This window comes from Rubritalea tangerina (assembly GCF_042683245.1).
Lineage (GTDB): Bacteria > Verrucomicrobiota > Verrucomicrobiia > Verrucomicrobiales > Akkermansiaceae > Rubritalea > Rubritalea tangerina.
This window is the reverse complement of record NZ_JBHUJB010000061.1, coordinates 24,855-50,877: the sequence shown is the minus strand read 5'-3', so window position 1 is coordinate 50,877 and position 26,023 is coordinate 24,855. Positions and strand designations below refer to the sequence as shown.

At 50.3% G+C, this 26,023-nt stretch carries 23 protein-coding genes; 4 read left to right on the top strand and 19 right to left on the bottom strand.

Translation table 11 applies throughout. The features are described from left to right. The first annotated feature begins 49 nt into the window (after positions 1–49). Together ACFSW8_RS13750 and ACFSW8_RS13745 are read left to right on the top strand one after the other, a co-directional pair. Entirely contained in the window at positions 50–265 is a 216-nt protein-coding gene (locus ACFSW8_RS13750) for a hypothetical protein (RefSeq protein ID WP_377088927.1), read from the top strand. 203 nt (positions 266–468) lie between these two features. After that, positions 469–1,476: a PEP-CTERM sorting domain-containing protein gene (locus ACFSW8_RS13745; protein ID WP_377178511.1), complete on the top strand. Its 1,008-nt coding sequence runs from the start codon at positions 469–471 to the stop codon at positions 1,474–1,476. A gap of 162 nt (positions 1,477–1,638) precedes the next feature. On the opposite strand, the gene pyrE is transcribed toward ACFSW8_RS13745, so the two are convergent. Then, entirely contained in the window at positions 1,639–2,208 is a 570-nt protein-coding gene (gene pyrE / locus ACFSW8_RS13740; RefSeq protein WP_377178509.1) for an orotate phosphoribosyltransferase, read from the bottom strand. Between the two features lie 175 nt (positions 2,209–2,383). On the opposite strand from pyrE, the gene ACFSW8_RS13735 reads away from it, so the two are divergent. Then, complete coding sequence (locus ACFSW8_RS13735; protein WP_377088923.1) at positions 2,384–3,259, top strand: hypothetical protein; 876 nt, start codon at positions 2,384–2,386, stop codon at positions 3,257–3,259. 201 nt (positions 3,260–3,460) lie between these two features. Next, positions 3,461–4,276, top strand: a complete 816-nt coding sequence (locus ACFSW8_RS13730; RefSeq protein ID WP_377088922.1) for a PEP-CTERM sorting domain-containing protein — start codon at positions 3,461–3,463, stop codon at positions 4,274–4,276. A gap of 11 nt (positions 4,277–4,287) precedes the next feature. Here ACFSW8_RS13730 and ACFSW8_RS13725 read toward each other — a convergent pair whose 3' ends face one another. The 18 genes from ACFSW8_RS13725 to ACFSW8_RS13640 form a co-directional block, all read right to left on the bottom strand. Further along, positions 4,288–5,202, bottom strand: coding sequence for an SPFH domain-containing protein (locus tag ACFSW8_RS13725; protein ID WP_377088921.1), 915 nt, complete (start codon positions 5,200–5,202; stop codon positions 4,288–4,290). Between the two features lie 79 nt (positions 5,203–5,281). Beyond that, a complete protein-coding gene (locus ACFSW8_RS13720; protein WP_377088920.1) occupies positions 5,282–5,674 on the bottom strand; it encodes a response regulator transcription factor in 393 nt (130 codons plus the stop codon). Positions 5,675–5,831: 157 nt separating this feature from the next. Continuing rightward, entirely contained in the window at positions 5,832–9,146 is a 3,315-nt protein-coding gene (locus ACFSW8_RS13715) for a C25 family cysteine peptidase (RefSeq protein WP_377088918.1), read from the bottom strand. Positions 9,147–9,290: 144 nt separating this feature from the next. Continuing rightward, the gene (locus ACFSW8_RS13710; RefSeq protein WP_377088917.1) at positions 9,291–10,115 is read right to left on the bottom strand and encodes a cytochrome c oxidase subunit II; all 825 of its coding nucleotides are present in this window, start codon (positions 10,113–10,115) and stop codon (positions 9,291–9,293) included. 30 nt (positions 10,116–10,145) lie between these two features. After that, a complete protein-coding gene (locus ACFSW8_RS13705) occupies positions 10,146–10,349 on the bottom strand; it encodes a hypothetical protein (protein WP_377088916.1) in 204 nt (67 codons plus the stop codon). Between the two features lie 14 nt (positions 10,350–10,363). Next, positions 10,364–10,567, bottom strand: coding sequence for a hypothetical protein (locus tag ACFSW8_RS13700; protein ID WP_377088915.1), 204 nt, complete (start codon positions 10,565–10,567; stop codon positions 10,364–10,366). A gap of 28 nt (positions 10,568–10,595) precedes the next feature. Further along, a complete protein-coding gene (locus ACFSW8_RS13695) occupies positions 10,596–10,946 on the bottom strand; it encodes a cytochrome C oxidase subunit IV family protein (RefSeq protein ID WP_377088914.1) in 351 nt (116 codons plus the stop codon). A 72-nt stretch (positions 10,947–11,018) separates the two neighbouring features. Beyond that, entirely contained in the window at positions 11,019–12,728 is a 1,710-nt protein-coding gene (locus tag ACFSW8_RS13690; RefSeq protein WP_377088913.1) for a cytochrome c oxidase subunit 3, read from the bottom strand. A 47-nt stretch (positions 12,729–12,775) separates the two neighbouring features. Next, complete coding sequence (locus ACFSW8_RS13685) at positions 12,776–14,623, bottom strand: cytochrome c oxidase subunit I (protein WP_377088912.1); 1,848 nt, start codon at positions 14,621–14,623, stop codon at positions 12,776–12,778. A 42-nt stretch (positions 14,624–14,665) separates the two neighbouring features. After that, positions 14,666–15,442, bottom strand: coding sequence for a c-type cytochrome (locus ACFSW8_RS13680; protein WP_377088911.1), 777 nt, complete (start codon positions 15,440–15,442; stop codon positions 14,666–14,668). A 76-nt stretch (positions 15,443–15,518) separates the two neighbouring features. After that, entirely contained in the window at positions 15,519–16,283 is a 765-nt protein-coding gene (locus ACFSW8_RS13675) for a cytochrome c family protein (protein ID WP_377088909.1), read from the bottom strand. A 40-nt stretch (positions 16,284–16,323) separates the two neighbouring features. Next, complete coding sequence (locus ACFSW8_RS13670; RefSeq protein ID WP_377088908.1) at positions 16,324–17,784, bottom strand: cbb3-type cytochrome c oxidase subunit I; 1,461 nt, start codon at positions 17,782–17,784, stop codon at positions 16,324–16,326. A 40-nt stretch (positions 17,785–17,824) separates the two neighbouring features. Further along, complete coding sequence (locus ACFSW8_RS13665) at positions 17,825–18,157, bottom strand: hypothetical protein (RefSeq protein WP_377088907.1); 333 nt, start codon at positions 18,155–18,157, stop codon at positions 17,825–17,827. 61 nt (positions 18,158–18,218) lie between these two features. Beyond that, entirely contained in the window at positions 18,219–19,709 is a 1,491-nt protein-coding gene (locus ACFSW8_RS13660; protein ID WP_377088906.1) for a hypothetical protein, read from the bottom strand. A gap of 43 nt (positions 19,710–19,752) precedes the next feature. Next, positions 19,753–20,415 carry a c-type cytochrome gene (locus ACFSW8_RS13655; RefSeq protein ID WP_377088905.1) on the bottom strand — a complete coding sequence of 221 codons (663 nt, stop codon included), beginning with the start codon at positions 20,413–20,415 and terminating at the stop codon, positions 19,753–19,755. A 29-nt stretch (positions 20,416–20,444) separates the two neighbouring features. Then, entirely contained in the window at positions 20,445–20,999 is a 555-nt protein-coding gene (locus tag ACFSW8_RS13650) for a DUF3341 domain-containing protein (RefSeq protein ID WP_377088904.1), read from the bottom strand. 41 nt (positions 21,000–21,040) lie between these two features. After that, positions 21,041–22,525 (bottom strand): NrfD/PsrC family molybdoenzyme membrane anchor subunit, encoded by a 1,485-nt coding sequence (gene nrfD, locus ACFSW8_RS13645; RefSeq protein ID WP_377088903.1) that lies wholly within the window; start codon positions 22,523–22,525, stop codon positions 21,041–21,043. A gap of 50 nt (positions 22,526–22,575) precedes the next feature. Next, a complete protein-coding gene (locus tag ACFSW8_RS13640) occupies positions 22,576–26,001 on the bottom strand; it encodes a TAT-variant-translocated molybdopterin oxidoreductase (protein WP_377088902.1) in 3,426 nt (1,141 codons plus the stop codon). Positions 26,002–26,023 lie beyond the last annotated feature (22 nt).

Sequence of the window (26,023 nt, the reverse complement as noted above, 5' to 3'; positions counted from 1 at the left end):
ATGCACAGATCATCAACGTAACTTAATTGTCAATCGAGGCTACAGAACTATGAAGATCAAACTCTTTCTCACTTCATCCCTACTCGTCTTAGGAGTTTGGCTAGCTGCAGCCTACGTTCATACCGTCGACATCTCCAGCTATGTCACTGAGGATAATACACAGTTACAGGCCAATCTTCCAACTAGCGAGACGCCCACAGTTGAGAGTTTCACAGATCAAGAAGAAGAGCCAAAACTTCAGGCCACCCTTGCAGGCCAACCCTAATTTTTTTGTTAACGTTTTCTTCATAAAACATTCACTGGTAGCAACTAGAGTCCACCAACTAACAAAAAATAAAATAGCCATTTAAAGCTATTTTTTACTTGCTCGCAGCCTAGTTATACTGCTTGGAAAGAGCGTGCCCAAGAAATACCTTGGAATAAAAGCACCTCCTATCTCTCCCAACCAAAGTAACAAAAATACAAATTATGCAGACCCCTCGCTACATAATGGCTCTATTGTTGAGCTTGTGCCTACCGCTGAGCGCTGCCACTGTAGGATACAGCGGCCTCACAGGTGCGGTCTTTGACCCAGATGGCCTCAACAGTACTGGCGACGCCCTCGAGCACACTCTTCTAGGTAGCCTCAGCTTGAACGACGGTGATTCGATCACCTTCAACACTACGAATGGGACCTTCAGCACAAGCACTGGCCAGAGTGGCACTGTGGGAATCGCAAGCACCTACGAATCCAGCACTGGTGATCCCTACGCTGTATTTAATTTCTCTACCATCAGCATTGATGCGGGCGTAACCATCGAAGTCGAAGGTAGCAATGGCTTAGCCATCCTTTCTCAGGGAGACTTCACCCTCAACTCCAACCTCGACTTCAGCGGGCAAGACGGCACTTTCGGCACTAGTTGGCGTGATATAGGCAGCGCTCCAACAGCGGGAGGAAACATCTCACTCGTTGCGGAAGGGACGATGAGTATCGGCTCAGGAGCATCAGTGAACGCCAATGGAGGCGATGGAGGTAACGTATACACATGGTGGAACCCCGCCCCAGATGGTGACCAAGGCGCTCAAGCGGGCGACATCAGCCTAGCAGCCAACAACCTCATCCTCAATGGCTCAATCGAAGCTATAGGAGGCACAGGCGGTGACGGCCGCAACCAAGGAACTGATAATGGAGGCAGTGGCGGTGACGGTGGAGACATCGTTGTCGTCGCCGATGCCTACAATGTCACAGGAGGCACGATTGAAAACACCGGGGGGGCCACAGGCGGAGGAGCCAACCCAGCCACACCTGTCGTTGGTGAGGACGGCACCTTCAATGGAGCTCTAACTGATAACCCCGGAGGCGGAGCCATCCCTCTGCCAGGAGACGATATCATCACGCCTCCCTCATACATCGCCATCCCTGAGCCCTCTTCAGCCTTCCTCATCGTCACAGCTGGATTGCTCTACCTCATGCGCCGCAAGCGCTGCGCCGCTTAAACTCAGTCATTTAAAACCGTAAAAAGCCCCATGGAGTATCGCCTCCACAGAGCTTATTTGAAAATTTAGGACACAGCCCAAGAATCTTTGACAGAAGAAGTGAAGCCTTCACGATCTCCAAGCTTCCAGAGAGCAATAGGCCCTCATCTTGGCTGCGCGCCGCTATGCGTCGAGCAATGTACTACGGCTGTAGAGTGAAACGACAGGGATGCCGCGTGCTTCAATTGCTGCACGCCCCCCCTCCTCGCGATCCACAAGGACCAACGCAAATTTAACAGTACCACCTGCCGCTTCGATCGCATCAATTGCCTTCAAGGTTGAGCCACCAGTCGTGATCACATCATCCACTACCACCACTTGATCGCCCTCTTTGAAATTACCCTCGATCTGCTTGCCCCGGCCATGCCCTTTAGGTTCTTTGCGGATGTTGAATACCTGAAGCATTTCTTCTGGATGCTCAATCGCTGAACTCATCCCAACAGCCAATGAAATAGGATCTGCCCCCATCGTCATCCCACCAATCGCATCAATCTCTAGCCCCTCAGCTTGAATGCGTTCGCGAACCGCCTGCCAACCCAATTGACCAACCAGTCGCGCACCCACCGGATCTAAAGCCGTCACACGACAATCGATGTAAAGGTCCGACTTCGCCCCAGAAGCCAAAGTAAATTCACCAGTACGTACTGACTTTTCCAATAAAATTGCTTTCAATGCATCGTAAGTCTCAGACATGCCCGCAAGATCATCACCACTCCCAAAAATGTAAATAAGAATCCCCATCTTACTTTCACGATATCAACCTAACAGAAATCATTTCCTTGACTTTTCCCTATATCACGAGTATCGAGCGCCAAGATCCAATGCAAACACAGCGAGCGATCGCGACCAAATATTCCCCTCATCTCCCATGAAAGTCACACGAATCCTTCTAAGCAGCCTTTTCCTACTGGCTCTGAGTACAGCAACAAGCTCTGCAGCAACTATCCGCGACGCCGTATTTGACCCTGACCCAGCAGGTTACGTCAGCTACGGTTCTCTCAGTCTCACTGGTTCAGAAACCCTCGAATTTGACACCGATAGCGGCGAGCTAAAGATTAATAACACAGTACAAACCTATGTCGCTGTCGATGTCACCGCTGACAATGGAGATACTTACAAGGCTTTCATCTTCGATTCTTTCAACGTCGGATCCAATGTCACCATTGATGTTATACCTGGTACCCCAAACGCGGCGCCAGTAAACGGATTAGCCATCCTTTCAATCGGTGATTTCACTCTCAACACCCTCCTCGAATACGGAGACGCCACCACTGGTCAGGGGAATCCGGGCGGAAATATCTCACTCGTCTCGCAAGGTGATATGACACTGACATCAGTGATCCAATCACAAGGTGGAAACGGTAAAAACAGTGATGGCTACGATGCTGGACTCATCACTATCGCTACTGGTGGCCTTCTAGATGCCAGTTCGGCAACCTTCGATGCTGACGGTGGTGATGCCGATCCCAAAAAAAATGGCAATGGTGGAGACGCTGGCACGGTCACTATCTTCGCCAACGAAATCACCGGCGACTTCAATGATCTCAATATCACAGCAGCAGGGGGGGCTGGAAATGGGACAGGGACGAGTAGCGGTCTAGATGTGAACCCACTCGACTTTACCGATGTGGATTTCCCAGATGGCGACCTCAGTTACCTCACGACAGCGATTCCTGAACCAAGCAGTGCCCTACTTGCTCTTATTGCTGGAAACTTCTTCTTGCTGCGTAGAAAACGCGCATAATTAACGCTAACGCAACCACCCCTTTTTTATGGCCCACACCACACGGTGTGGGCTTTTTTTTGCGCACAACAAGGGCATAACAAGGGCATAACAAGGGCATAACAAACTGAATTACATTGACTTCGCACACAGCAAATGATCCAATAACATACTTATTTTACCACTTTTTCTGTTAGAATAGGCAAACAACCCCCCAGTATCATGTATCTCCCAAAACACATTCTCCCCCTAGCTCTCTGGGCTACTGCCCAAACCTCTCTCACCGCAGCCACAGCAATCACAGGTGCAGCCTATGACCCTAATGACCCTGATACAGGACTCGTCAGCAACGGCACACTAGCCCTCACCAGTGGCACACTCACTTTCGATTTACCCACTCGAAGCTACTCAGGCAGCAGCTCGGGAACGGGCACATTCCTCACGACCCCTGATCCCAATTACGACGACTATGTCGTCTACCTTTTCGATTCTATTGACCTAGGAGCGGGGGTTACGATCACAGTGAACAATGCTGGTAACACTAGCCCAGGCATTGCCCTACTATCACTATCCAACATCACACTGAATGCTAACTTGAGCTACAACTCATCGTCCGTTAGCAATGACGGCGGTGACATTGTTCTGGTTGCAGAAAACACTCTCTTAGTAAATTCGACCATCAGCTCTGTAGGCCGGACCGCAACCCAAGGTAATCAATCGGGGACAGATGGAGGTAACATCACGCTAGCTGCAACCACCATGAACCTGCAAGGCGCCACGCTCACAACTCAAGGAGGAAGTGGTCACAATAGCAACAAACCCAAGGGTGACGGAGGTACTATTGACCTGTTCGCCGCCAACCTCACAGGGAGTTACACGACCAATGTCACGCAAGGTGCTGTGGGTTCAGGTGGCCTCAATGGCCAAGTCGTCGTCCATCCTGGACTCGCCTACCTTCAGGTTCCTGAACCGAGCACAAGCATGCTAGCCATGCTTGGCATCATAGGCATGTCATGCATGCGCCGAAGACATCGCTAGCAAAGCGAACTCTATTCCCCCTTCACTTCCTCGCTCAAATTAATCAATGGGATCATTTGTTCACCGAGTGTGACGCGAGGCACGGTACCACTCCACTTCTCGACAGCGCGGAGTTTGATCAAGTCTGGACTCTCACGCAGTGCCTCACCTTCAATCCGGATAGCTTCTGCACGAGCCTTCGCTTCGGCTACAATTTCATAAGCTTTGGCATCGGCGAGGAGCTGTCGTTGCAGAGCCTGTTGCTCTGATGCTTCTCTCTCAGCTTCGGCCTGAGCAATTTTTTGTTGCTGCTCCGTTTTGAAACGCTCAAATTCAGCTTTCTGTTGTTCCGCCTTTTGTTCTTGGCGCTTTTTCTCATGGACCCCCTCAACAATCGTACGAGGCAAATCCACGCGGCGCATCAATACGTCATCCACCAAAATCCCTTTTGCAGCGAGTTCTTGAAGTCCCTCCTGGATCTGTTTCTGCATGCTAGATTGGACCTCGTTTTGATAAAAATCCTCAGCTCGCACGACGCTCTTGCCTGCTTCGCGGGTCAGTGAGCGTACTTTCGGAATCAAGTGAGTTTGCTTGAGTTTGTCAGCATCACCAGTTTCCTTGAAAGCTTCCGCTGCATATTCGGGATTCACGCGCCACTTCACCGTAATATCCACCTCTGTTGAGAGCTGATCCTGAGACGGCACTCCGAGGTCATTGAAAGTTTCCTCTTGGTTACGACAATCGACTTTATAGACCTTCTTTAATGGATTAATCAGATGGAACCCTTCGGTCATTTCTTGCTCGTCGACCTTACCGAAGAGAGTGGCCACCCCGACGTGCCCAGAGGGAATCGTGGTGAAAGGTGCAAAGATTGAGAGGAAGATGAGCCCAAAAACAATGAGCACAATCACCCCGATGAGTTTACCAGTAGCTTGTGGATTTGACATGTGCTCACCCTGTTGAGAATTGCCTCAACTCGCAATGGTAATTCTGTGCCAATTTTCTCATCAGCGATGATTTCCTAATCTATCTGCAATGCCCGTGGTTGCGGCGAACTAGCGATCGCACACGCGCCGCTAACTCAGCTTCCTCAAATGGATGAATCAAAACCCCGTCAGCACCAGCATCAAAGCCTTGAACCCGAAACTGGGCCCCCACTTCGTAACTCAGCAAAATAATGGGTGTGTAGTCACCTCTCTCACGTAGCCTGACTAGCATCTGCATCCCATCCATCGCTGGTAAGGCATGCTCGATCACACAGGCGTCAAAAGCTTGCTCAGAAAGACAAGCCAGTCCCTCCTCCACCGTAGCAGAGCATACCACATGAGCGCCATCGGCTTCGAAAAGCTTCTGAAGCCGTTCGCAGAGAAGGGTATTGTGTTCTACCACCAATAAATGCATGTAGAGAGACTGAGCCAATCAACATTAAGCGCAGCTTAAGTTGGACTCAGAATCCCCGCAGAATCGCCATACATGCTTTTGTCAGAAAGCCTTATACCATTGAGCGAATCGCGTAGGGTAAACTTCACTAGGCTTAACCACACTTCATTCGTGTATTCCGAGTCGAGAGATGGCATTACTCAACATCCACTGTCAGATAAAACTCGTAGCTAGCGCCCTTGGTATCTTTTGCCTGAACCCTGAAGGTATTCTCACCCCGGTTTTCTCTTTCAGGTCCATAGTTGGTAAAGAAAGTATTCCCATCTTGGACGTATGCCCAAGATGGCCCGCTGAGGACTTCGAAAGTCAATGCCTGCCCTTCAGGATCTTCAACAAGTTCGTCGAGTGGGAACTGCCAGCCCACATGTCCCACCTTCACCTTCGGTCTGAAACTAGCCAAAGCTTCTTTCGCAATAGGCGCCATGTTGACAGATCCTGGCTCAGCTTCTGTGAGACTAGCATGATAGAGGTCCGCGAAACGGGCCCCTTCACGCCTCTTAAAGTTCAGATGGAGCGGTTTCCCCACCTGCTTCCCGCCCGATTTACTCAAAATGTGTAGCTCGAGGTCACCATTGCCTGACTTCTCGGCGAGCACAACCTTCTTGCTTCCATCCATATAGAAGGCTTCCACTTCGTACCCGTGTCCAGTAAGTTGGGCCCGCAAGGTGTATAGCTTATCAGCCTGCATCGGCTTCGTTGTCACGGTCTCCCATCGCTCGCGCAATGAAATTGCATGGCGCTTTTGCGGGCGCACATAACGGGCATTCCCTTTCCAGCCCTCGCGCGTTTTTGCAAATGAAGGATTTGGCAACCATTCCTCAGTAGTGCGGAAACTCCAGGTGGCCCCCTTATGCGAATCGCCTAGCACACGCCATTCGTACTCAGTCTCCGGCTTGAGCTGGTAGGCAACATAGGCTCCAAGCTCATCTGGTTTGATCCGCTGCATCGTCTTCGGTTTTCCCGCTTCACGGAGGATAATCTCGGCACCCTCAAGCGCTCTTCCAGCCACAAAGTTAAAGTGAACCTCGCTAGCAGCAATGCCACTTGCTTGATCAGCAGGTAGTGGCCGCACCGCATAGAAACCATCCTTGTATTGAGCCAGCTGCTTCTCTGGTAATAAAGCACTGTGCACCATGAAATCATCCACAACACCCTCAAAACGTCCAAAACCAAAACGACTCGCAGCATAAGTTTGCATCGCACGTACTTTCGTCTCAGCAACCTGCTTGCCATCAAAAAAGAGCACAAGCTTGCCAGCCATTTGATCCAGGCCAAACGCCACATGATGCCATTTCCCAGCTGACCACTGCACCGCTGCTTCCAAGGTTTTCACCTCTTTCGATCCATGTGCATTCACCGTCAACTTGATCCCTGAAGCGGTTCTCTGGAGGTTGAAAAAGTCACGGCCATACATCAAGGTGATCGGCTTTTTCGGAGAGACACTCTTTCCTTCTAATTGGAACCAAGATGCTATGGTGAAATCATCTTCTTCGAATGGATAGATGTAGCCCTCCGCAGGAAAAGCGGCATTGTTCCCCCGTTGCACATGGCCGTCCACGTATGCTACCGGCTTGTCCCCCTGTCCATTCCACTTAGTCACCGACTTAGGTAAATGTAATTGAGCGCGATGCGCGTGTTTACTTCCTAACAAGTTAGGAATCGTGTTTCCACCTTTATCAAAGGTATACAGGGCCCGCATCTTTGGCTCAGGAACTTTGAGTACATAGCGGCGCTCACAGAGATAACCAGAGTCATCACTGAGGCGCACACGAGCTTCATAGCGGCCAGGCACCATCTTGGCAAATGCCTCCTGATCCAATTGCAACTCCAAGGATGCCTTCCCATTTGCTTGAAGTGCCACCTCTGCTTGTTTCGCTTTGAGCCAAGGCTCAGTGACTTCCACCTTCACGGTGAGTGCTTTAGCTTCGGCATTTTCAAATGCGATTCGCACCTTTGTGGATGCGTCCGGACGCTCATCCTGACGCAGCACCTTGAAGAAACCAGTGACCGGGCGCGCAAAAAATGGATAGGGCGGGACGGGCCCATGCCGCAATGGGACTACCGACGGATCACCATAAATGTTGATCTTCGCACCCGTCATCGGAACAACGCGCGTCTTGCGATAAAGGGCGCCGTACCAGCCCCAGTGGGCTTCTCCGACACTTTTACCATCAAACAACAAGTCATGTTTCGTCAGCCTATTCTGAGCCGCATAACGTTGGTCACCTCCATAGCCAGTCACCGACCCAGTCCCCCCCGAGACAGCCACACTGTGAAATCGAAGGGCGGTGTACACGAGGTTTTTAGGGTGTTGGATTTGACCAATATCACATGCTCCCAAGGTCAAGACCGTTGGCCACTTATCATGGGCTTTATTAGCGAGATCCACGCTACGAAGTCCAGACATCCCCATCGGTCCTCCATGCGAATGGGTGTTCATGAATCCCACACCAAAATCTTGGATGATCTCAAAATTCGACGGTGACTCACTACCATCCCGTGCCGGCACTGAAGGCATTCCAACACTCGCAGCCCGGTGACCAGAGGTCACTAGCGTGTAATTGATCCCCCGCTCATTAAGGAAACGAGGAATCTCCATTTCTTTGCCGTATTCGTGGACATAGTGATAGCGCCAAGCAATGTCTTCCTCGTTATCGTAGCGGATAATCCTCTTGAGAATCACATCAATATCCTCCGCTTTCCCCCACTCACTCTCTTCGCCGTAATACGGAATGCGACCCACAAAAACCTCCGGCTCTAGAGTCGCTTCAGGATTGGGGTCCTTGCTGGCATCGAGAAAGCCAAGCTTCTCAGCATCCCAATCTGTGCCGAGGTCAACAAAGGGATAGTCTGACACTACTTCGCCCCATTCTACATATTGCTTATCTTCCTTGCGGGCCATCTTCTGGACTTTTTGCATCTTAGGGCTCGCAAGCTTCTTAGGGTCGGTCTCACGGAAGAAATTTTTATACTTCTGACTGTGGCGAATCCTCAGCATCGGCACTGTCCCCTCGTCAGGCCGTGAATCACCGATAAATAACACGTACTTCACCCCAAGATTCTCATAGTTCTGTTTGAGATAGTCCAAGATATCTAAGCCGTGCACCCTCCCCGGAAACGCCCCACGCTCACGTGCTCGTGCCCCAGCTTCAGATTTACCTGACCAATCATTTTCAGTAGCCAGATAGACATTAAATCCACGGTTCTCGACCTTGTTAGTGATGAAGGGCTGAAGGGCCTTCAGTTTGTGGGTCAGGTCATTCGTGGTGACAATCAGATAGCCGTCTTTTCCATTGCTGACAGCCTTGTCCTTAGGGCTAATATTTTGAAAACGCGCAGGCTCAGCAACTCGCTCTCCAAATGCCGCAGGAATCCTGTCATCCGCGGAGATGGGCGTCGGCGCTATGGCACAGATGCCAAGCATAGCTAGGGTTAGGTGGTAGGTGTGCATACTTCAATACTATGTCATTACACCATAGCTACCTTACACAGAAAGCCAGATGTCACCGAGGGGTACAGGCAAAACTAAAACCTCACCCACAAAAAAACGCACCATGGAATTCCATGGTGCGCTAAGAAAGTGATTCTCTCGCCCTTACTGAGCTGCGGCTTGGCGTTTTTCGTAGGCAGCCTTGTTGGCTTCGTATGCCTCGGAGCTAAGCTTGCTAGCCCAGTCAGTGAAGGACTTCTCAGACTCAACAACCAAGGTACCGATCATGTCAGCGTGACCTTCACCACAAAGCTGGCCACAAACGACAGAGGTCTCAAGTTCGTTAAGTGGAGTGAACCACATAGGTACATCCTTACCTGGGATCGCATCCTGCTGTATACGCATTGGGATGATGGAGAAGTTGTGAATCACGTCAGTGGATGTCACGTTAACGATTGCTGGACGTCCTACTGGAAGTTTCAATGTGGAAGCTACAAAATCGTCAAAACCATTCGGATCGTCAGGATAGATACATGCGTCACCTGGCGTGTTCACCAAATCGCGGTCGATGTAACCAAACTTCCCATCGTTACCAGCATAGTGGAACTTCCAACCAAATTGATAACCAATCGCGCGGACACGTACTGGATTTTCCTCAAGGACACGATCGAAGGTGTCGGTACGCTCGGCCCAGAGTGGCAATGCGAAACCAAGGAGCAATACTGCCTCGATGATGATCACACCAATTTCAAGGTGTGTTGATACGTGGTTCTTTACACCGTGGTATTCTGCCTTTGGATTCTTCTTCTTAGTGAATTTGAAAAGACAAATGAAGAAGAAGATCGTCCAGCCGATAAAGAGTGCGAGCATGAACCAGGTGATAACATCCATCATGTGACCCACTTGGTCACCGTGTGCAGAGTTGTTTTCTGGAAGCCCCAACCACTCGGATGGAGAAAAGAGAGATGCGATTGTGAAGTTGCTGAACATAATGTGCTATAGCAAGTAGGTTGAGATAAATTAAGCTTCGAAGGAGTCTTCAAATTGTGGATCGAAATGTGCCTTTTCCCGACGGGCAATGCGGAAAATCATGATTCCGATAGTAGTTACGACAGGAATCACAATCGCGAGCATGAAGAGGATCGCGAGTCCTGCCGCGTTAGCTCCAGCGTGTTCAAACGCTTTAGCACAGGTGAGACATGAGAGAGCTGTGAATGCTGTCATAGGTTTGGAGTGAGTTAACTGTAAAGTTTCTTTGCCTTATTGATGAAGTAAACGCCATAGATGGGGACGATCACTGCAGTGATAGAGGCAACCCATGCCACAGCCTGCCAGAAGTCAGCATCTTGGCTCGCTCCCAGTGTGAACCCATACGCTGCAACAACAGCAAAGAAAAAGGTAACGAAGGAAATGAAGAAGATGTGAAATCCTCGAAGTGACATGGTCTTAGTTCGGTAAGTGGTTCAGAATTTACTGCCCTGGATGTTCAGGAAGTAAGGTGTCGAAAGTGATGGGATCATACATCGCAAATCCGAAAAGTGCGATGAGAATAGCACCGAAAGCCAAGGCTCCGAGGAAGATCCAGTAGATCGCCTTCTTCTCGTGGTTCAAGTGCATGAAGATCAATGCCACCAAGGTCGCCTTGGTTGTCGCAATTGCAAGACCAAGGATACAGTCGTCTCGGTCAAAGCCGTGACCACCGATGTCCATCCATGGAATTGTCGCCACAGCAACTGTGAGTACGGTTCCGATGAATAGAATACCACCGATGACGAGGTATTGCTTAAAGTGTGATTTGATTTCTTCTGGTGTGTCAGCCATTTGATTGATGAATCGTTAGCGTTAGAAAATGAGGTAGAGAGTCAGCGGCCCGTGGGGAGGCCGCCGAGCGACTTACATGAGGTAGAAGATTGGGAATACGAAGATCCAAACAAGGTCAACAAAGTGCCAGAAGAGACCACCGACTTCCACGCGGTTGGCAAGCCAATCTGGGTTGGAGAGGAACATCTTGCGTCCAAAGAATAGGTAGTAACCGAGGACGATCGCACCACCGACAACGTGAAGCCCGTGAAGACCTGTGATGGTGAAGTAAATCGCGTAGTAGTTGTTCATCTTTGGGGAGAAGACTGAGTCGAAACGCACCTGGTCACGTGGAATGGTCACTTCTTTCGGGAAGTTCTCTTTGTGAGCATCTGTGATTCCTGTGATGTCGTAGATCATGCTCGGCTGGTGGTCGTCCTTAACCTTCATCCAGTTCTCTGCAGTGACGGCATCTTTAAGTGGGGCATCAGCACTGATTTTGTTAGCTGCTACCATCTCTTCCTTGAGTTTGCCGTAGGCAACCATCTGGTGCCATGTGACACGGTAGAGGTCGACCTCAGTGGGCACGCGGCCTTCGCCTGTGAGCCAGTCTTTTTGAGTCTTAAGGTCCTCAGCGAGGAATCCACGCCAGACTTTATGAGCTTCCCAGATCTCGCGGATCTTGTCGCCACCTTCACCCTCGATATTGAGAATGGGTGACTTTTCAATGAGTGCATTGACGTTGAGTGTCTTCTTCTCTGCCTTCATCACGAGGTGACGGAAGTCGAGAGCGTCAACGTACTCATAGTGGAGGCTTGAATCACCAGCCTTACCAGTGAGCACTGTGCCGTCGAGGAGAGAAACATTTGTGTCTGCCCCAATCGTGGAGTTAGAGATACGGCCCCAGCCAGTGTTGAGTGTGAACTCAGCACCATCGGCATTGAAAACCATGTTGCCGTTCTCAAGAAGGAACTCGTTGTTTGCTTCAGCCTTCTTGACGAGAGTATTGTGTACATCCGCAGCGGCATTCTTAACCTTAGAATCGTAGTCCTTGAAACCAACAAGCTCAGGGTGCTTTGAGGTATCACGGATCTGAGTCCAAGCATCTTTAAGAAGTTGTGTACGAAGCTTCTGGTTGTGTGTGCGAGCAGTGATGAAGTATTCCTTAGCGTCTGCGAGCACATCAGCTGTGAGCTGGGTGCCAGCAGCAAAAAGAACTTTCTCGGTGAATTGGTCGCCATCGATCTCGCGAACGATATACGCATCCGCAAGAGTCAGCTTGTCTCCACCTTGCTCGATGATGGTCGCAAGGTAGTTGCCAGTTGTGCTGTCCAGCGAGAAGTTTACTGTGTCAGCTTGTACTTTGTATGCATTGCCGTGAGTAGGGTCTGCTTTGTCGTACTTGAGGTGACCTTCAACCCAACCATAGTCAGCAGTCTGTGAACCGTGGTGGTGGAACTTACCAGCGTATTCCTTGGCCTTGAAAACCATGAATACTGCAGCACATAAGATGGTGAAGCCCATGTTTGCACGGAACATCCCCCACTTGCGCAACTTCAGAGCTGCCCATGCAAAGACCACTGTCACTGAGGATGCGATCAAGATGAAGGTGTTGATCAAACCTGGTAGGACAGGAAGTGCACGCTCAGGCCATGGGTAGTCAGCAAAGACTCGCAAGAAGATGTACGAGGAGAAGAGACCACCGAAGAGCATTACCTCAGATGCGAGGAACAACCAGATAGCAATCTTGGAGTTGTTGAGCCCAGTGTCCTTGCGGGCGTTAACGATATAAGGAATTTCCATTTGAAATGATTCAGTTGGTAGTTTGAAGATGGTGATTGCCTCTAACCTTATTGAGACGCGTTACTTTCAGTGGATTCAGATTTCTTAGCTGGCTCTTCCCACTGTGGAAGGAAGTCTTCCTCGCGGTCTGGGCGGCTGTATTCGTAAGGCCCACGGTAGACTGCAACATCGAAGGTGAAGTTGCCGTGTCCTGGAGGCGTTGGTGTCGCCCACTCGAGAGTGGTTGCATCCCATGGGTTGTCATTCTCAACCTTCTTACCTGCAAACCAAGCTGTGAAGATGTTGATGATGAATGGGATCTGTGCTGCTGCGAGTACGAAAACTGCAACGGACATCACTACGTTAAGTTCAATGTTATCACGGACGATCTGACCGAATACGTTAGTGGAGTCAGCGTCGACCACGTAGGCGTCACCACCATTGTACCAACGACGGTGGAATCCTGCCATACCCTGCATAAGCATTGGGAAGAACACGAAGTTGATAGAGATCAAGGACGGCCAGAAGTGCATGTGACCGAGAAGGTTGTTCATGTGACGGCCAAACATCTTAGGATACCAATGGTAGATACCTGCGAAGAGACCAAAGAGGATACCTGGTGCCACAACATAGTGGAAGTGACCAATCACGTAGTAAGTGTCGTGAAGGTGAAGACCGACAAGGTTGAAGGCAAGTGGCAGACCTGTGAGACCACCGATACCGAACATCGGTAGGAAGGCACATGCCCAGATCATCGGCATCGTGAAGCGGATAGAACCACCCCAGAGTGAGATGAGAAGTGAAGTAATCAGAACAACCGATGGTACCGAGATCAGCACTGTAGTGATCTGGAAGAAGGTAGAGATCGCTGAGCCCATGCCTGTGATGTACATGTGGTGCGCCCATACGATGAAGGAGAGGAAACCAAGTACCATCACCGCGTAGACCATGGACTTGTAGCCCCAGAGTGGCTTGCGGGTGTTCACTGGAATGATTTCCGCTACAGCGGCGATCGCCGGAAGAAGAAGTACGTATACCTCTGGGTGACCAAGGAACCAGAACAAGTGCTGGAACAAGAGTGGTGAACCACCACCTGCCTGCTCGATCACACCAGTGGATGCGGTGTAGAGACCAGATGGTTGGAAGAAAGAGGAACCGAAGAAACGGTCGACAACCTGCATGATACCAGCAACTTCAAGTGGCGGGAATGCAAGAAGAAGAAGGAATGCTGTCACCAACATTGCCCAAACGAGGAATGGAAGGCGCATCCAAGTCATACCCTTCGCACGTAGGTTGATGATCGTAGTAATCACGTTCACCGAGCCTAACAAGGATGAGGAAATCAACATCACAAGACCGAGCAACCATTGAGTCTGACCAGTGAAGAATTGGTTAGGGTGCTGGGAATCTGCAATCGCGGAAAGTGGTGGGTAGTTCGTCCAACCAGATTTTGCAGTTCCGGACTCCAAGAAGAATGATCCACACATCATGAGACCACCGACGAGGTACATCCAGTAGGACATCATGTTGAGTTTCGGGAATGCCATGTCCACTGCACCGATCTGCAGCGGGGTCACGTAGTTACCAAAGGCACCAAAGCCTAATGGCACCACACCAAGGAAAACCATGATCGTTCCATGCATCGCACCGAACATGTTATAGGTCTCCCCTGTCACCTTGCCATCGACCAACCAACGGCCTTGCCAAGTGTCAGAAAATACCCAGCTAATCCAGGATGGGATCGGCTCGTTAGGATAAGCGATGCTCCAACGCATCACCATCATCAGGAAGAAGCCGAAGAGGAGGAACAACAAGGCGGTAATACCGTACTGAATACCAATGATCTTGTGATCAGTGGAGAAGATGTACTTTTGTACAAAGTTCGGGTTGTGGTCGTGGTGATCGTGGTCACTCATAATGTCACTCGTGGTGTAAAGGTTGCGTGGGATCTAGTTGATTTACTCGCCTGCGTCAACGACTTCTCCAGTCTTGAGATCAAGCATGGTTTCAGGTTTGAGAGCTGCTGCCTCGAACTTCTTGTCGAGAAGGGGTTTCAAATCAGCTGCAGTCAATGGCTTCTTGCCAATTTCCTTACTGATTGCGCGGATCTCAGCGACTTGTTCAGGTGAGAAAACTTCACCAACTTTGTTACCAAAGCTGTTCTGGATATAGTAAATGAGAGCAGCGATGTCATAGTCGCTCCAGCCATCAGCCATTGCTGGCATTGCTCCATTGTAGGATGATCCTGCTACATCAATAGGTCCTGTGAGGCCGTGCATGATTACCAAGGCTGGCACCACACCAGAACCTTCAACCCACTCGGATCCACCAATTGGCGGGAAAACACCAGCGGTACCCGCACCACCTGTACCGTGACAGGAAGCACAGTTCTTATAAAGGGCTGCACCCTTCTTCATGTAGGCATCAGGAGCCGCTGCAAGAAGAGGTGAGTCTTCACCTCTACTGAATTCACCACGGACATAGTCCTGCTTTACGAACTCGTCGTAGGAGAAAAGGTTTTCAGAAGAAAGAAGAACACTGCCACCGATAACGGCAACGATGAAGCCGGCGATCATGATCCAGATAGAAACTGGCTCAAGACCATTTTCGCGGAGCTGTTGTTCACGGGAAGCCGCTGCTGCATTGCGGTTCACTTCTTCGTGAGCCTGGGCAACATTTGTGGATTCTTCGAGATCCGGTTTTGTTGGATCTACTGGTTGTTGATCAGATGACATCGGAATGTGTGCGGTTAGGTGAGTTGGATTGGTGGGTTCTGCAAGTTTTTTCTAACTCGCAGAGAGGTAAAATAGGTTACTTAGCGGATGCTTTCTTCTTATCGCGTGCGTGGTTCATTGCGTATGGCACATCGCCGTCGCGCTTGAGTCCGAGAAGGTAAGAAGCCAAAAGTTGGGCTTTCTCGCCTGGTACGATTTGTTCGCCATCAGCAGTCTTAAATGGAAGCGCGTGCACTGCCCCTTGACCAAATACTGGCTCAGTCTTGAAGAAGCACTTGTTGGATGGGCAGATTGACTTCTCATTCTCAGCACGTGGATCGTAGAGGTGTGTGTAAACTGCTGTTTCCACGTTAAATTTCTCAGCCTGTGGCAACTCATCAACCTTCACACCAAGCTCTTTAGCGCGTTCCTCGTTTGCAAGGATGGCACGAACTTCCATGCGGCGACCGAAGTTACCAAGATCTGGACCCATACGGGTTTCACCGAGCCAGGCAAATGGCTCACGGTCATAGTCCCAAAGGTTTGACTCACGCATGGTGTTGCCACGGTTAGGATCTTTCTTAAACCCTGCAAGTCCATCACGACCAAGGTCATTACCTGCGTATGTCGGGCGTGAAAGCTGGCTGTGGCACTGGGCACAACCTTCTGCACCGTAGAGCTCGGAACCGTCAGTAACACGTCCAGATTTCACTGGTGTGTATGCCCCTTCTCGGCCGTCATTTCCCTCGTCGAATTGAGGAATTTCTACTGCACGCATCGTAGCGTATGGCACAGCCACTACAGCAAGCCATGGAAGCGCAAAACTTGCGATGAGGCCTACGAAGAATGTTTTTACAGTCATGGTTTCGTGAATCGTTAGAAAATATTAGAAATGATGAGAATTAAGCAGCTGGCAATGTTGGCTCGTGGTGTTCGAGCAATGTTGGGTGACTGCTGCGGCGACCGAGGCGGAGCCACATCAAGAGAAGGTGGAGGCAGAAGAATACGTTAGCGAGTGCAACAAATACCCAGCCAGTGGAGATACCTACTGTGTAGGCAAAGAGTCGGTCTTGTGAGGACTCGATTGGCACATCGAGAGCTTCGAGGCTGTACCCGTGCATGAATGCTCCGAGAATACCACAGAAGAGACCGATGAAGACCACACCGTAAAGTGAGAGCCAGAAGTGCTGGCGAATAAGACCGCCAGAGATCCACTCACGGTTAGTGACGCGGGGAACGATGAAGTAAATCGCACCAAACATGGTCATTGAGAAGAAGCCGTAAAGGGCAAGGATCTCGTATCCGTAGGTACCACCAAATGCGAACTGTGTGTAACGAAGTGCATCAGGAAGTGCCAAGATGCCACCAACTACTGTCGTTGCGAGAAGTCCAATCACACCTGCAATCGTGAAACGTAATGAGGGTGAGTGTGCGACAGTGCTGGTTTTGCCAGATGTCGTCTTGAGAATATTTACCGCAACACAAAGTGCTGGAATAATGAAGAGAACCGCAGCACCTGCTCCAACGAATTGAAGGAATGCTGGGAGTGGAGCTCCCATTGTCTTCTGCATACCTGCCCATGGGCCGATGATCGCAAGCGCCCAGAATCCGAGAAGAGCAAGCTTGTATGAGTAAACAGGGCGACCAGTCACCTTAGGAGTGATGTAGTAAGCACTCGCTACACCAACTGGGATGAAGAAGAGGAAGAGTAAGGCTGAGCGGAACCAAGCATTGATACCTGCAGCCATCACACCATTGCCGTCAGCAGCAAATGTGTTCACGAAGAGGTTACCTGTGAGGAATACCCATGGGAACCAGAAGAGCGCTGCCATCAAGTACCATTGTGAAATGTACACGTGGCCACCACGACGAACGCGGAAAGCAATCACGGACCAAATGCCAATGCCGAAGTAACAAGCAAGTAAGATAGGCCATACAAAGTCAGGGAAGTACATCCATGCTTTTCCTGTGCCTCCCCCAAGGAGAATTCCGATGGTTCCCACACTCACTGTGAAGTTCCAGAAGTGACCAATAGTGAGTACGACACCAGCCTTCTTGCTCTCCTGACGGGATAGGCGAGCCATGAGCCAGATGATTGTACCAAACGCGGCTTGCGCGGCCCAACCGTAGAGGAAGGTCGCCATATGCGCTTGGAAAGTACGACCGTAGCTGAAGAGTGAACAGTCACCGAGGAAGCCTGGTGAATGCGACTTAACGGATGCAATCACACCCAAGATGAGTGAGACCGCGAGCCATGCTGCTCCGCTGGTGAAGAAGAACATCACTGGGTGACGTAGAGAGCGGTCGATCTTCGCTCTCAATACCTTGTCTTCTACTTGTTGGCTTGTGATTTCTGATGCCATGAATCTATGTATCGTTAGAAATTGTGTGTTACTTCGTCACTTAGTCGAACTGCTTGTTGTGCTTCTTGTCAGAAGCTTTTGGGCCATCAAGAAGTCCCATTTCTTTGCCGAGGCCGAAGACATCTTCAGGCTTCACCTTCACAGTGCCGTCTCCGTTGTCTTTGTAGCTATTACGCTCATCGAGCTGCTGGCCAACGATCTTGTTGTAGATCTCAGTGCGCTCCTTACCACGCTCGGTCTCAGCATCGATACGCTCGTCAGCAACAAAGCCTTTGACGATCACAGCTGCGATAGCGAATGCGAGGAAGAGTGCCAGCCCCCACCAAAAAGTGTTGAAGCGGCGCAATGGTGTGTCTCTTAAATTCGGTTCCATGGAATGAGTGTCAGTTAAGTGTTATCTGTTTTGCTTTAGATAGTGAGTCTGTGACTCATTCTTAGTTGTGGAGATTTGCGGACTCGAGAATGCGTGGGTCGCGGTTTGGATAGATGTTCGCGCTACCAAGGTTGCGGAGGAAGACGAAGAGGAAGAACGCTCCAACTGTAACGAATGCTACGATGTCACCGAGGTAGGCTGGGTGTGGTGCAGTGAGTAGGATGTCCTGGATCACCTCACCGTTTGCATCTTTAAACTTACCCATCACTGAGAGTGACGGTCCACGCTCAGGAATGATTGCGATGTAAAGGTCTAGGATGTGCATTACGAGAAGGTAGATACAGATCGGCACGAAGAACTTCGGAGTCTTCTTCACGTAGTGTGGAAGAAGGAGTACGAATGGAAGTGCGAAGTGGAGGAACACGAGAAGCGTGCTCCAAAGGTTCCAGTTAGTGGACCCATCAGACGCGTTACGAAGAAGGAAGTAGGATGTTTCTTCAGTGATGTTTGCATACCAGATCAACATGAACTGGGAGAAGGAAACGTAAGCCCAGAAGATCACGAAGGCGTGCATGAGCTTACCCATGACGTGGTGGTGCTCTTTCGAAGTGACAGTCAGAAGGTAACCCTTCTTGCGGAGCCACCAAAGTGTGAGAATAAGCACAGCCATGGAGTTGAGCGCACAACCCGCGAAGAACCATACACCATACATGGTGGAGAACCACTTGTAGTCAGTGCCCATCATGAAGTCGAAGGCGATGAAGGTCGCAATCACCGCGAAGAATGGCATCACGACACAAGAGAGCTTACGAGCGAGAATAAGACGACGTGTCGTGGGGTTAGGATCAGTGTCCTGGTCGATAGAAATCTTACGAAGAAGAAAGATACCTGCACCAAGTACAACGAAGAAAAGAATAACACGTGTGATCCAGTTCTCGAGTGACATGTACCACTTCTTCACTTTGAGAAGGTGGTCGTATGGAACGTGCGTTGCATAAAGTTGCTGTTTGCTCGGAGATGTGTAACCACCACCTGGTGCGTGCTCGTTGATGTCTTCTGTACCTTCAACAGTCTTCGCATTGAATACGGAAACTTCTTTGAAAGGCGTCTCTTTCGGGAGTTCTTTGCCATCCTTGTCGTAGCCAATAGCTTCAACGGTCTGCTCAACGTAACGATGACGGTTCATCCACTCGTAAAGATCGTCCTGTACGGATGGAATGAGAAGTGGGATCGCGATGACGGCGAAGAATGGGAACACAAATCCAAGGTTCTCCATGAGACGACGCACACTCACCCCCCAACCTGAGTTGGTAACGTGGTGAAGAGTGGTCCAGAAACACCCACCAAGCGCGAGGGTGATGAAGAAGATGAAGGCGAAGAGCCAAGAATAGGCATAGCCAGATCCCCACGTTTCATTAGTGAAGAGGATATAACTAAGGATCGCTCCTGCTACGAAAACAACGAGTGAAATCAATTTAAGAAGACCAAGGTCTTTCTTAGCGATCTTCTCGCCATTCGCCGGGATGTCCTGTGATGTGACGTGATGTGCCATGGGACTAGTGAGTTAGTAGAGAGTGTGTGTTAGGGTGGGAAATTTACTTAGCTGCGCTTGCTTCGTAGGCATCCTTGACTTGCTCAAGCGGTGCCTTGCGTGCGTATTGGAGTGCTCGGAGGTAGGCAATGATTGCCCAGCGGTCTTTGACGTCGATTTGATAACCGAAAGCTGCCATGTTGCCGCGACCGTTGACGATGACGTCATACATGCCCCCATCAGGAAGTGTTGAGTCGATCAAGTTGAAAACGCCAGGTACACCGTAAGAAGCGACGACGCCCTTACCATTACCGGAAACACCGTGACAGATTGCACAGTTAGAGTTGAATGCGACCTTACCGCGCTTGATGAATGCTGGAAGGTTCTCTTCATTGAGCCCAAGTTCTTCAACAGGAAGCCCATTTCCGAAAACGTTCTCGTCGAACATTCCAGTGTGGTAGTAGCTATTGTCGTTTGTGAATGTCTTTGTGTTCTCGTCAGCGAGGTCAGCGGGCTCGAGACCTTGTGGCAGTGTTGACTGCACTGGCTGACGTGCGCCGAGACCGTCGTGGAAGAAATCAGACCCTTCCTGAGGATCGATACGATCCTGTTCATCCATATCAGGGAAGATACGAATCGGTGTTTGCTTAAACTTTTCACCGCGGAATCCGCCGATGCTAACAACGAGGACTGCGAGGAGAGCGTAGATGATAAAGAAGTAACGCATGGTTCGTGAGTGGTATAAAAAATTCGTTATTAGTCTTCTTCTTCGACGAGTTCGATATTCTTGCCCCCTGCTGCTTCCAGCAGAGCCTTCGTTTCCTCAGCGGAGAAATTAGGGTCGCGAGCTTCGATTGCGATGAAGAATCCGTCGTCAGTAACGCGGTGGAATTGGCGGCTCGCAAAAAGTGGGTGGTTCAAACGTGGTAAGCCCATCAATCCGAGAAGGCAGAAGAGCACCGTGAAACCTGAGAAGAGAATCGTAAGCTCGAACATGATCGGGAAGAAAGCCGCTGTCGTGAAGATGTTAGCCGGCTTTGCTTGCACCACTGTTGGGTAAATCAATACCTGAGTGATGAATGCCAAGCTGAATCCTGTAAGTAGACCTGTAGATCCACCAAAGAATACGAAGTAAGGAAGGATGGAACGGCGGACGCCCATTGCATCATCCAATCCGTGAATTGGGTAGGAAGAATAACAATCCCACTTCTTGAATCCTGCATCGCGCACTTGCTCGGCACCCTTGTAGAGTGCGGATGCGCTTTCGAATTCGGCGAGGTAGCCGTAGACGCGTTTTACTGTAGTGCTCACTGTTCTGTGATTAGGTAAATATTAAGATGTTAAGGGCGGGATTAGCATTCCACGTTTGGATTCTCGTGGGTCTCGTATTGGTAAGCAGCCTCGCTTGCAATACCTTTGTCAGGATGTGCCTTCTTGTCATCGAAGTGTGCGTCAGCTTCAAGCAGCGTCCACTTCACCTCTGCAATGTTGATACATGGTAGGAATCGAAGGAAGAGAAGGAAGAGAGTCAGGAACATACCAATGGTTCCGATGAAGGTCATGATGTCTACCGCACTTGCCTCGTAGTACTTCCAGTCACCTGGGAGCCACATACGTGGGAGTGTCGTTACGATGATCACGAAACGCTCGAACCACATACCGATGTTCACGAGCATACAGATACCCATCACAATCCAGAGGTTCTCACGGCACTTCTTGAACCAGAATGCCTGTGGCGCAATCACGTTACAGAACATCATTGCTACGTATGCCCACCAGTAAGGACCAGTGATACGAAGCTTGAATGCCTCCATCTCGTACTTAGCACCTGAGTAGTATGCCACGAAAAGCTCCATGATGTAGGCGTAACCAACGATGGTTCCTGTCGCCAAGATGATCTTGGACATGTTCTCGATGTGCTTCATCGTAATCACATCGTGCAAGCCGTAGATGGAACGCGCTGGCACCATGATTGTGATCACCATTGCGAATCCACCGAAGATCGCACCAGCCACGAAGTATGGCGGGAAGATTGTGGTGTGCCAACCAGGCACTGTGGATGTCGCGAAGTCAAAGGAAACGATAGAGTGAACCGAAAGAACCAATGGTGTTGAAAGTGCCGCTAGCAAGAGGTAAGCCATTTCGTAGTGGCTCCACTGACGGTTACCACCACGCCAACCAAGCGAGAAGACGCCGTAGAGGAACTTGCGGATGCCCGGCTTCGCACGGTCACGAATCGTCGCAAGGTCAGGAACCATACCAAGGTACCAGAAAATCAAGGAAATCGTGAAGTAGGTAGATACCGCAAATACGTCCCAAAGAAGTGGTGACTTGAAGTTCTGCCAGATCGCATTCGCGTTAGGAATGGGAGCAAGGAACCATGCCATCCAAACACGACCAACGTGGAAGGCTGGGAAAATACCCGCACAGCATACCGCGAAAATCGTCATCGCTTCCGCTGCCCTGTTGATCGAGGTTCGCCAATTCTGACGCGTCAGGAACAAAATCGCAGAAATCAATGTACCCGCGTGACCAATACCAATCCAGAAAACGAAGTTAACGATCGGCCAGCCCCACATCGTGCGGTTGGTGTTACCCCAAACACCTACACCTGTGGAAACAAGGTAGGAAAGGCCACCACCAACGCCAATAAGAGCGATGATAGCACATGGGATGAAGAGGATCCACCAAAGCAGTGGTTGTGGTTTCTCCACGATGCCGGCAATACGCTCGGTAATCCATGCATAGGAGCGGTTGTTGAGGATAAGTTGCTCACGCTCCAATACAGGTAGCTTGAAGTTCTTATCGCCGGTAGTTTCAGGTGCTGAATCAGCCATGATAGGTGTGCTTGATTAAGATTTGATAGAGTAGTTGAGTGCGCTCCGGATTAGTGCATGTGAATGGTTGCCTTACCGACGTATTGTTTGCCTGGCATCAGAACGTTAGGGTTCTTCACACGGGCGAGATAACTCGTACGCGGGCGAGTCCCAATGTAGTTGAGCAGATCGTAGGCACGGTCATTAATGAGCTCGTTGTTCGCATTCTTGATGCGGCGGATCATGGATTTCGGATCGAGGAGGTTACCGAAGACAATCGCACCTGAGCTACATGCGTCCTGACATGCCACGCGGACACCGTCAGTCTTAGGCATAAGCGCTTTCGCTGTGATTTCCTTAGAAGTAGAACCACCTGCAGCTGCGACTGCCGCTTCCTTAGCAACTTTCTTTGCTTCGATCTTAGCGGACTGGAGACGCTGCACACAGTAGGTACACTTCTCCATCACACCACGCATACGAACAGAAACGTTAGGGTTGCGCTGAAGTGATTTCGCGTCGCCCTCTTGCTTCACACCAGCTGGCCCCTTGTAGAGGTTTTTGTGGATAAGTGGGTTGCGCTTGTTGTAATCGAAGAAGTTGAAGCGACGTGCCTTGTATGGGCAGTTGTTCGCACAGTAACGTGTTCCGATACAACGGTTATAAGCCATGCTGTTGAGACCGTCTTCAGTGTGAACAGTCGCGTTGACCGGACAAACAGTTTCACAAGGTGCTGACTCACACTGCACACAAGCAACTGGCTGCGGAATCATCTCTGGTGACTTCTCCCACTCATCGGTACCTTCTTGGTACTTGTCTGGTGCTGCGAAGTAACGGTCCATACGAATCCAGTGCATTTCACGTCCCATAGCAACCTGAGTTTTACCCACTACTGGGATGTTATTCTCAGCCTGACAGGCGACGAGACATGCGTTACAACCATTACAAACGTTGAGGTCTACAGTCATTGCCCATTGCTGGGACTTATCGGAAAGATGTGGAGTACCGTTACGATCCTCTGGCTTGTAGAGGCTCATGTTCTTCGGCATGTGGGAATCTATACCCTGCTTCTGAACCCCCTTGAGCTGAGCGGCATAGTCCTTGTGGTACTTCTTGTCCTCAGCTGTTGAAATCTCACGAGCGATCGCACGTCCATACATGGAGTGATGCTCTTGGGTACGTGCCATCTTGTAGGTTGAGCCACTTTCCGCACGAGCAATACTTGCACCTTGTGCGAAGTAGTCAACGTCGCCACGGAGTGGATAAGCATTGAAGCCTGTGTTAATGCCTACACAAGAAACGTCGTTCTTAGTATCGGTGCTGTACACGTAGTCACCCTTCTTGAAGGACTCAGCAAAGTTTTCATCGTAGCCTTGGCCGTATCCAAGCGGGATAGAGATGACGTTCTCAGCCATACCGAAGGAAACGATTACAGGAGCCTCGAGTGTCTTCTCATTGATAGTGATCTTCGCTACGGGAGCAAATAGGCTTGGGCCCTCACCTTCCTCAGGAACATCGGACTTCTTGAGCATCGTGTCTTTCTTGATACCAAGCGCACCCCACCAGGCTGCACCTTGCTTCTCAAGTTCAACAAGCTCTTCGTAGACACCAACTGCCTTTGCAGTTTCTGGTGAGAGGTAAATCGCGTTATCCCAGCAAACTTTAGTTACCGGATCTGGAGCTTCTTGGAGCCATGCGTTGTCGATGTAGCGACCATCGAAGACGGAACCATCTGTCGCGTAGACAATATCAAGCTTCTCTTTGCTTGGCTCAGGCTGAGCTGTGAGTGTTGGTACTGCTGGCGCGCTTGCTGCCGCTGCTGCTGGGTAAGCACTCTTCACAAAACCTTCGCGGAGAAGCTTCATCCAAGCTGCCTGCTTGGCTTTAGCACCGGAGGCGTCGCTCGCTTGAGCTTCGAATGTCTTACGCACTGCCGCGTAGGCTGGTGAAACTGCTGATCCCGTTGCGTCGTGGAGTTTGCCGTCGAGAACTGCTAGAAGAAGTTCAAGCTCAGAAACACCACCGTAGAGTGGCAAGATCATTGGCTGAACAATGGTGTAAACACCAGTAGCTGTGAAGGAGTCACCCCAGCTTTCTAAGTAGTGAGCTGCTGGAACGTGGAGGTCTGCCGCATGTGCAGTCGCATCCAAACGAAGTCCAAGGTGTACAGTCTTCACTTTAGAGAGAGCGGCCTTCAGTGTATCGTTCTCGTACACTGGGTTCGCTGGCGTCAAAAGAATGACTGTGTCGAGCTGACCCGCATCGACATCTGCGATGAGCTGAGCAGCAGAGCCAAGGCCCGCCTTCTGAGTCTGAACCGCATTGAGAGTCTTACCGTAGGAACCAAGCTTCTCATTGATGAGGTGAGCCAAGTCGTGGAGTTCCTTAGCATGGCGTGAACCGAGCATCACCACTGCTTCGCCACGATGTTTTGCGAGATCCTTTGCACATTCCTTGATCCACTTAGCTTTCTTGCCTGTAAACTCACCACCTGGGACAGTGACTACCACTCCGAGCTCCTTAGCCAACTGGGCTGTGAAACGCCCAATCTGTGATGGAGCTACCGGTGCACGGTGGTCAGCCATACCGCCTGTTAGCGAGTAAGTTGGCTCAGCGATATAGAGACGGTTTAAGTTCTTCTGGTTCTGAAGCGCGTCCTTATCGTAGTTACGACCATTCACGTGACGACGGTCGTAGAACCCCTTCACTGGACCTTGCTTGTCGAGCTCAAGGAAATCAGAATCAATTGAGAGAATACACTTAGCATTGCCATAGTCAGCAACCACTTCAGCACCAGCTCCAAAAATAGCCTCGTTGGATGCTTTGCGGCCTGCGCCTGCAAGCGCCTCGTACCCATAGAATTTAGCTCCTGCTAGCTTTGCTCCGAGCTCCTTGCGGAGACGTGTACGGGTAGCGGAGTCATCCTCACCGAACACAAAACCAACCTTGCCTGACTGAGTGAGTGCAGCAAGTTGCTTCACAGCTTCAGCACGCCCCACCTTCTTACCCTTATTTAGGAAGTCACGAGAACGCGCTGGATTGTAAAGATCAAGAATAGAAGCCTGTGCGAATGCGTCCTGACCATCGTTGCTTGGGTGAATGCGGTTAGGCTCAAGCTTGGTTGGACGACCTTGGTAGTTAGTCACTACAGCTGGCACTGCACCACCTGCTGTAGGAATGGAGGAAGCATAATAAAGTGGCTTACCTGGAATCACCCACTCAGGAGCATTTACGTAAGGAACGATCAACTCTTCTGGGCGACGACACGCTGCCAAGCCGAAGCCAGCAAGCGCTGTAGATGCGCCCATCACCTTAAGGAAATCACGACGTGAGGACTCGCGATCCTCCTCATCAATCATGGATTCAGCAGCACGTGGAAATTCACGCTCTAACCACTGACGGAGACCAGATGTATCTTCGAGTTCACCTGCGCTGCGCCACACCTTTGTCGCGTTCTCGTCAGCAGGTAGTTCAGGATGTTGCCATTTGCGTTTGCTCATTTTAGGCAGAAAAGTTGGTAGT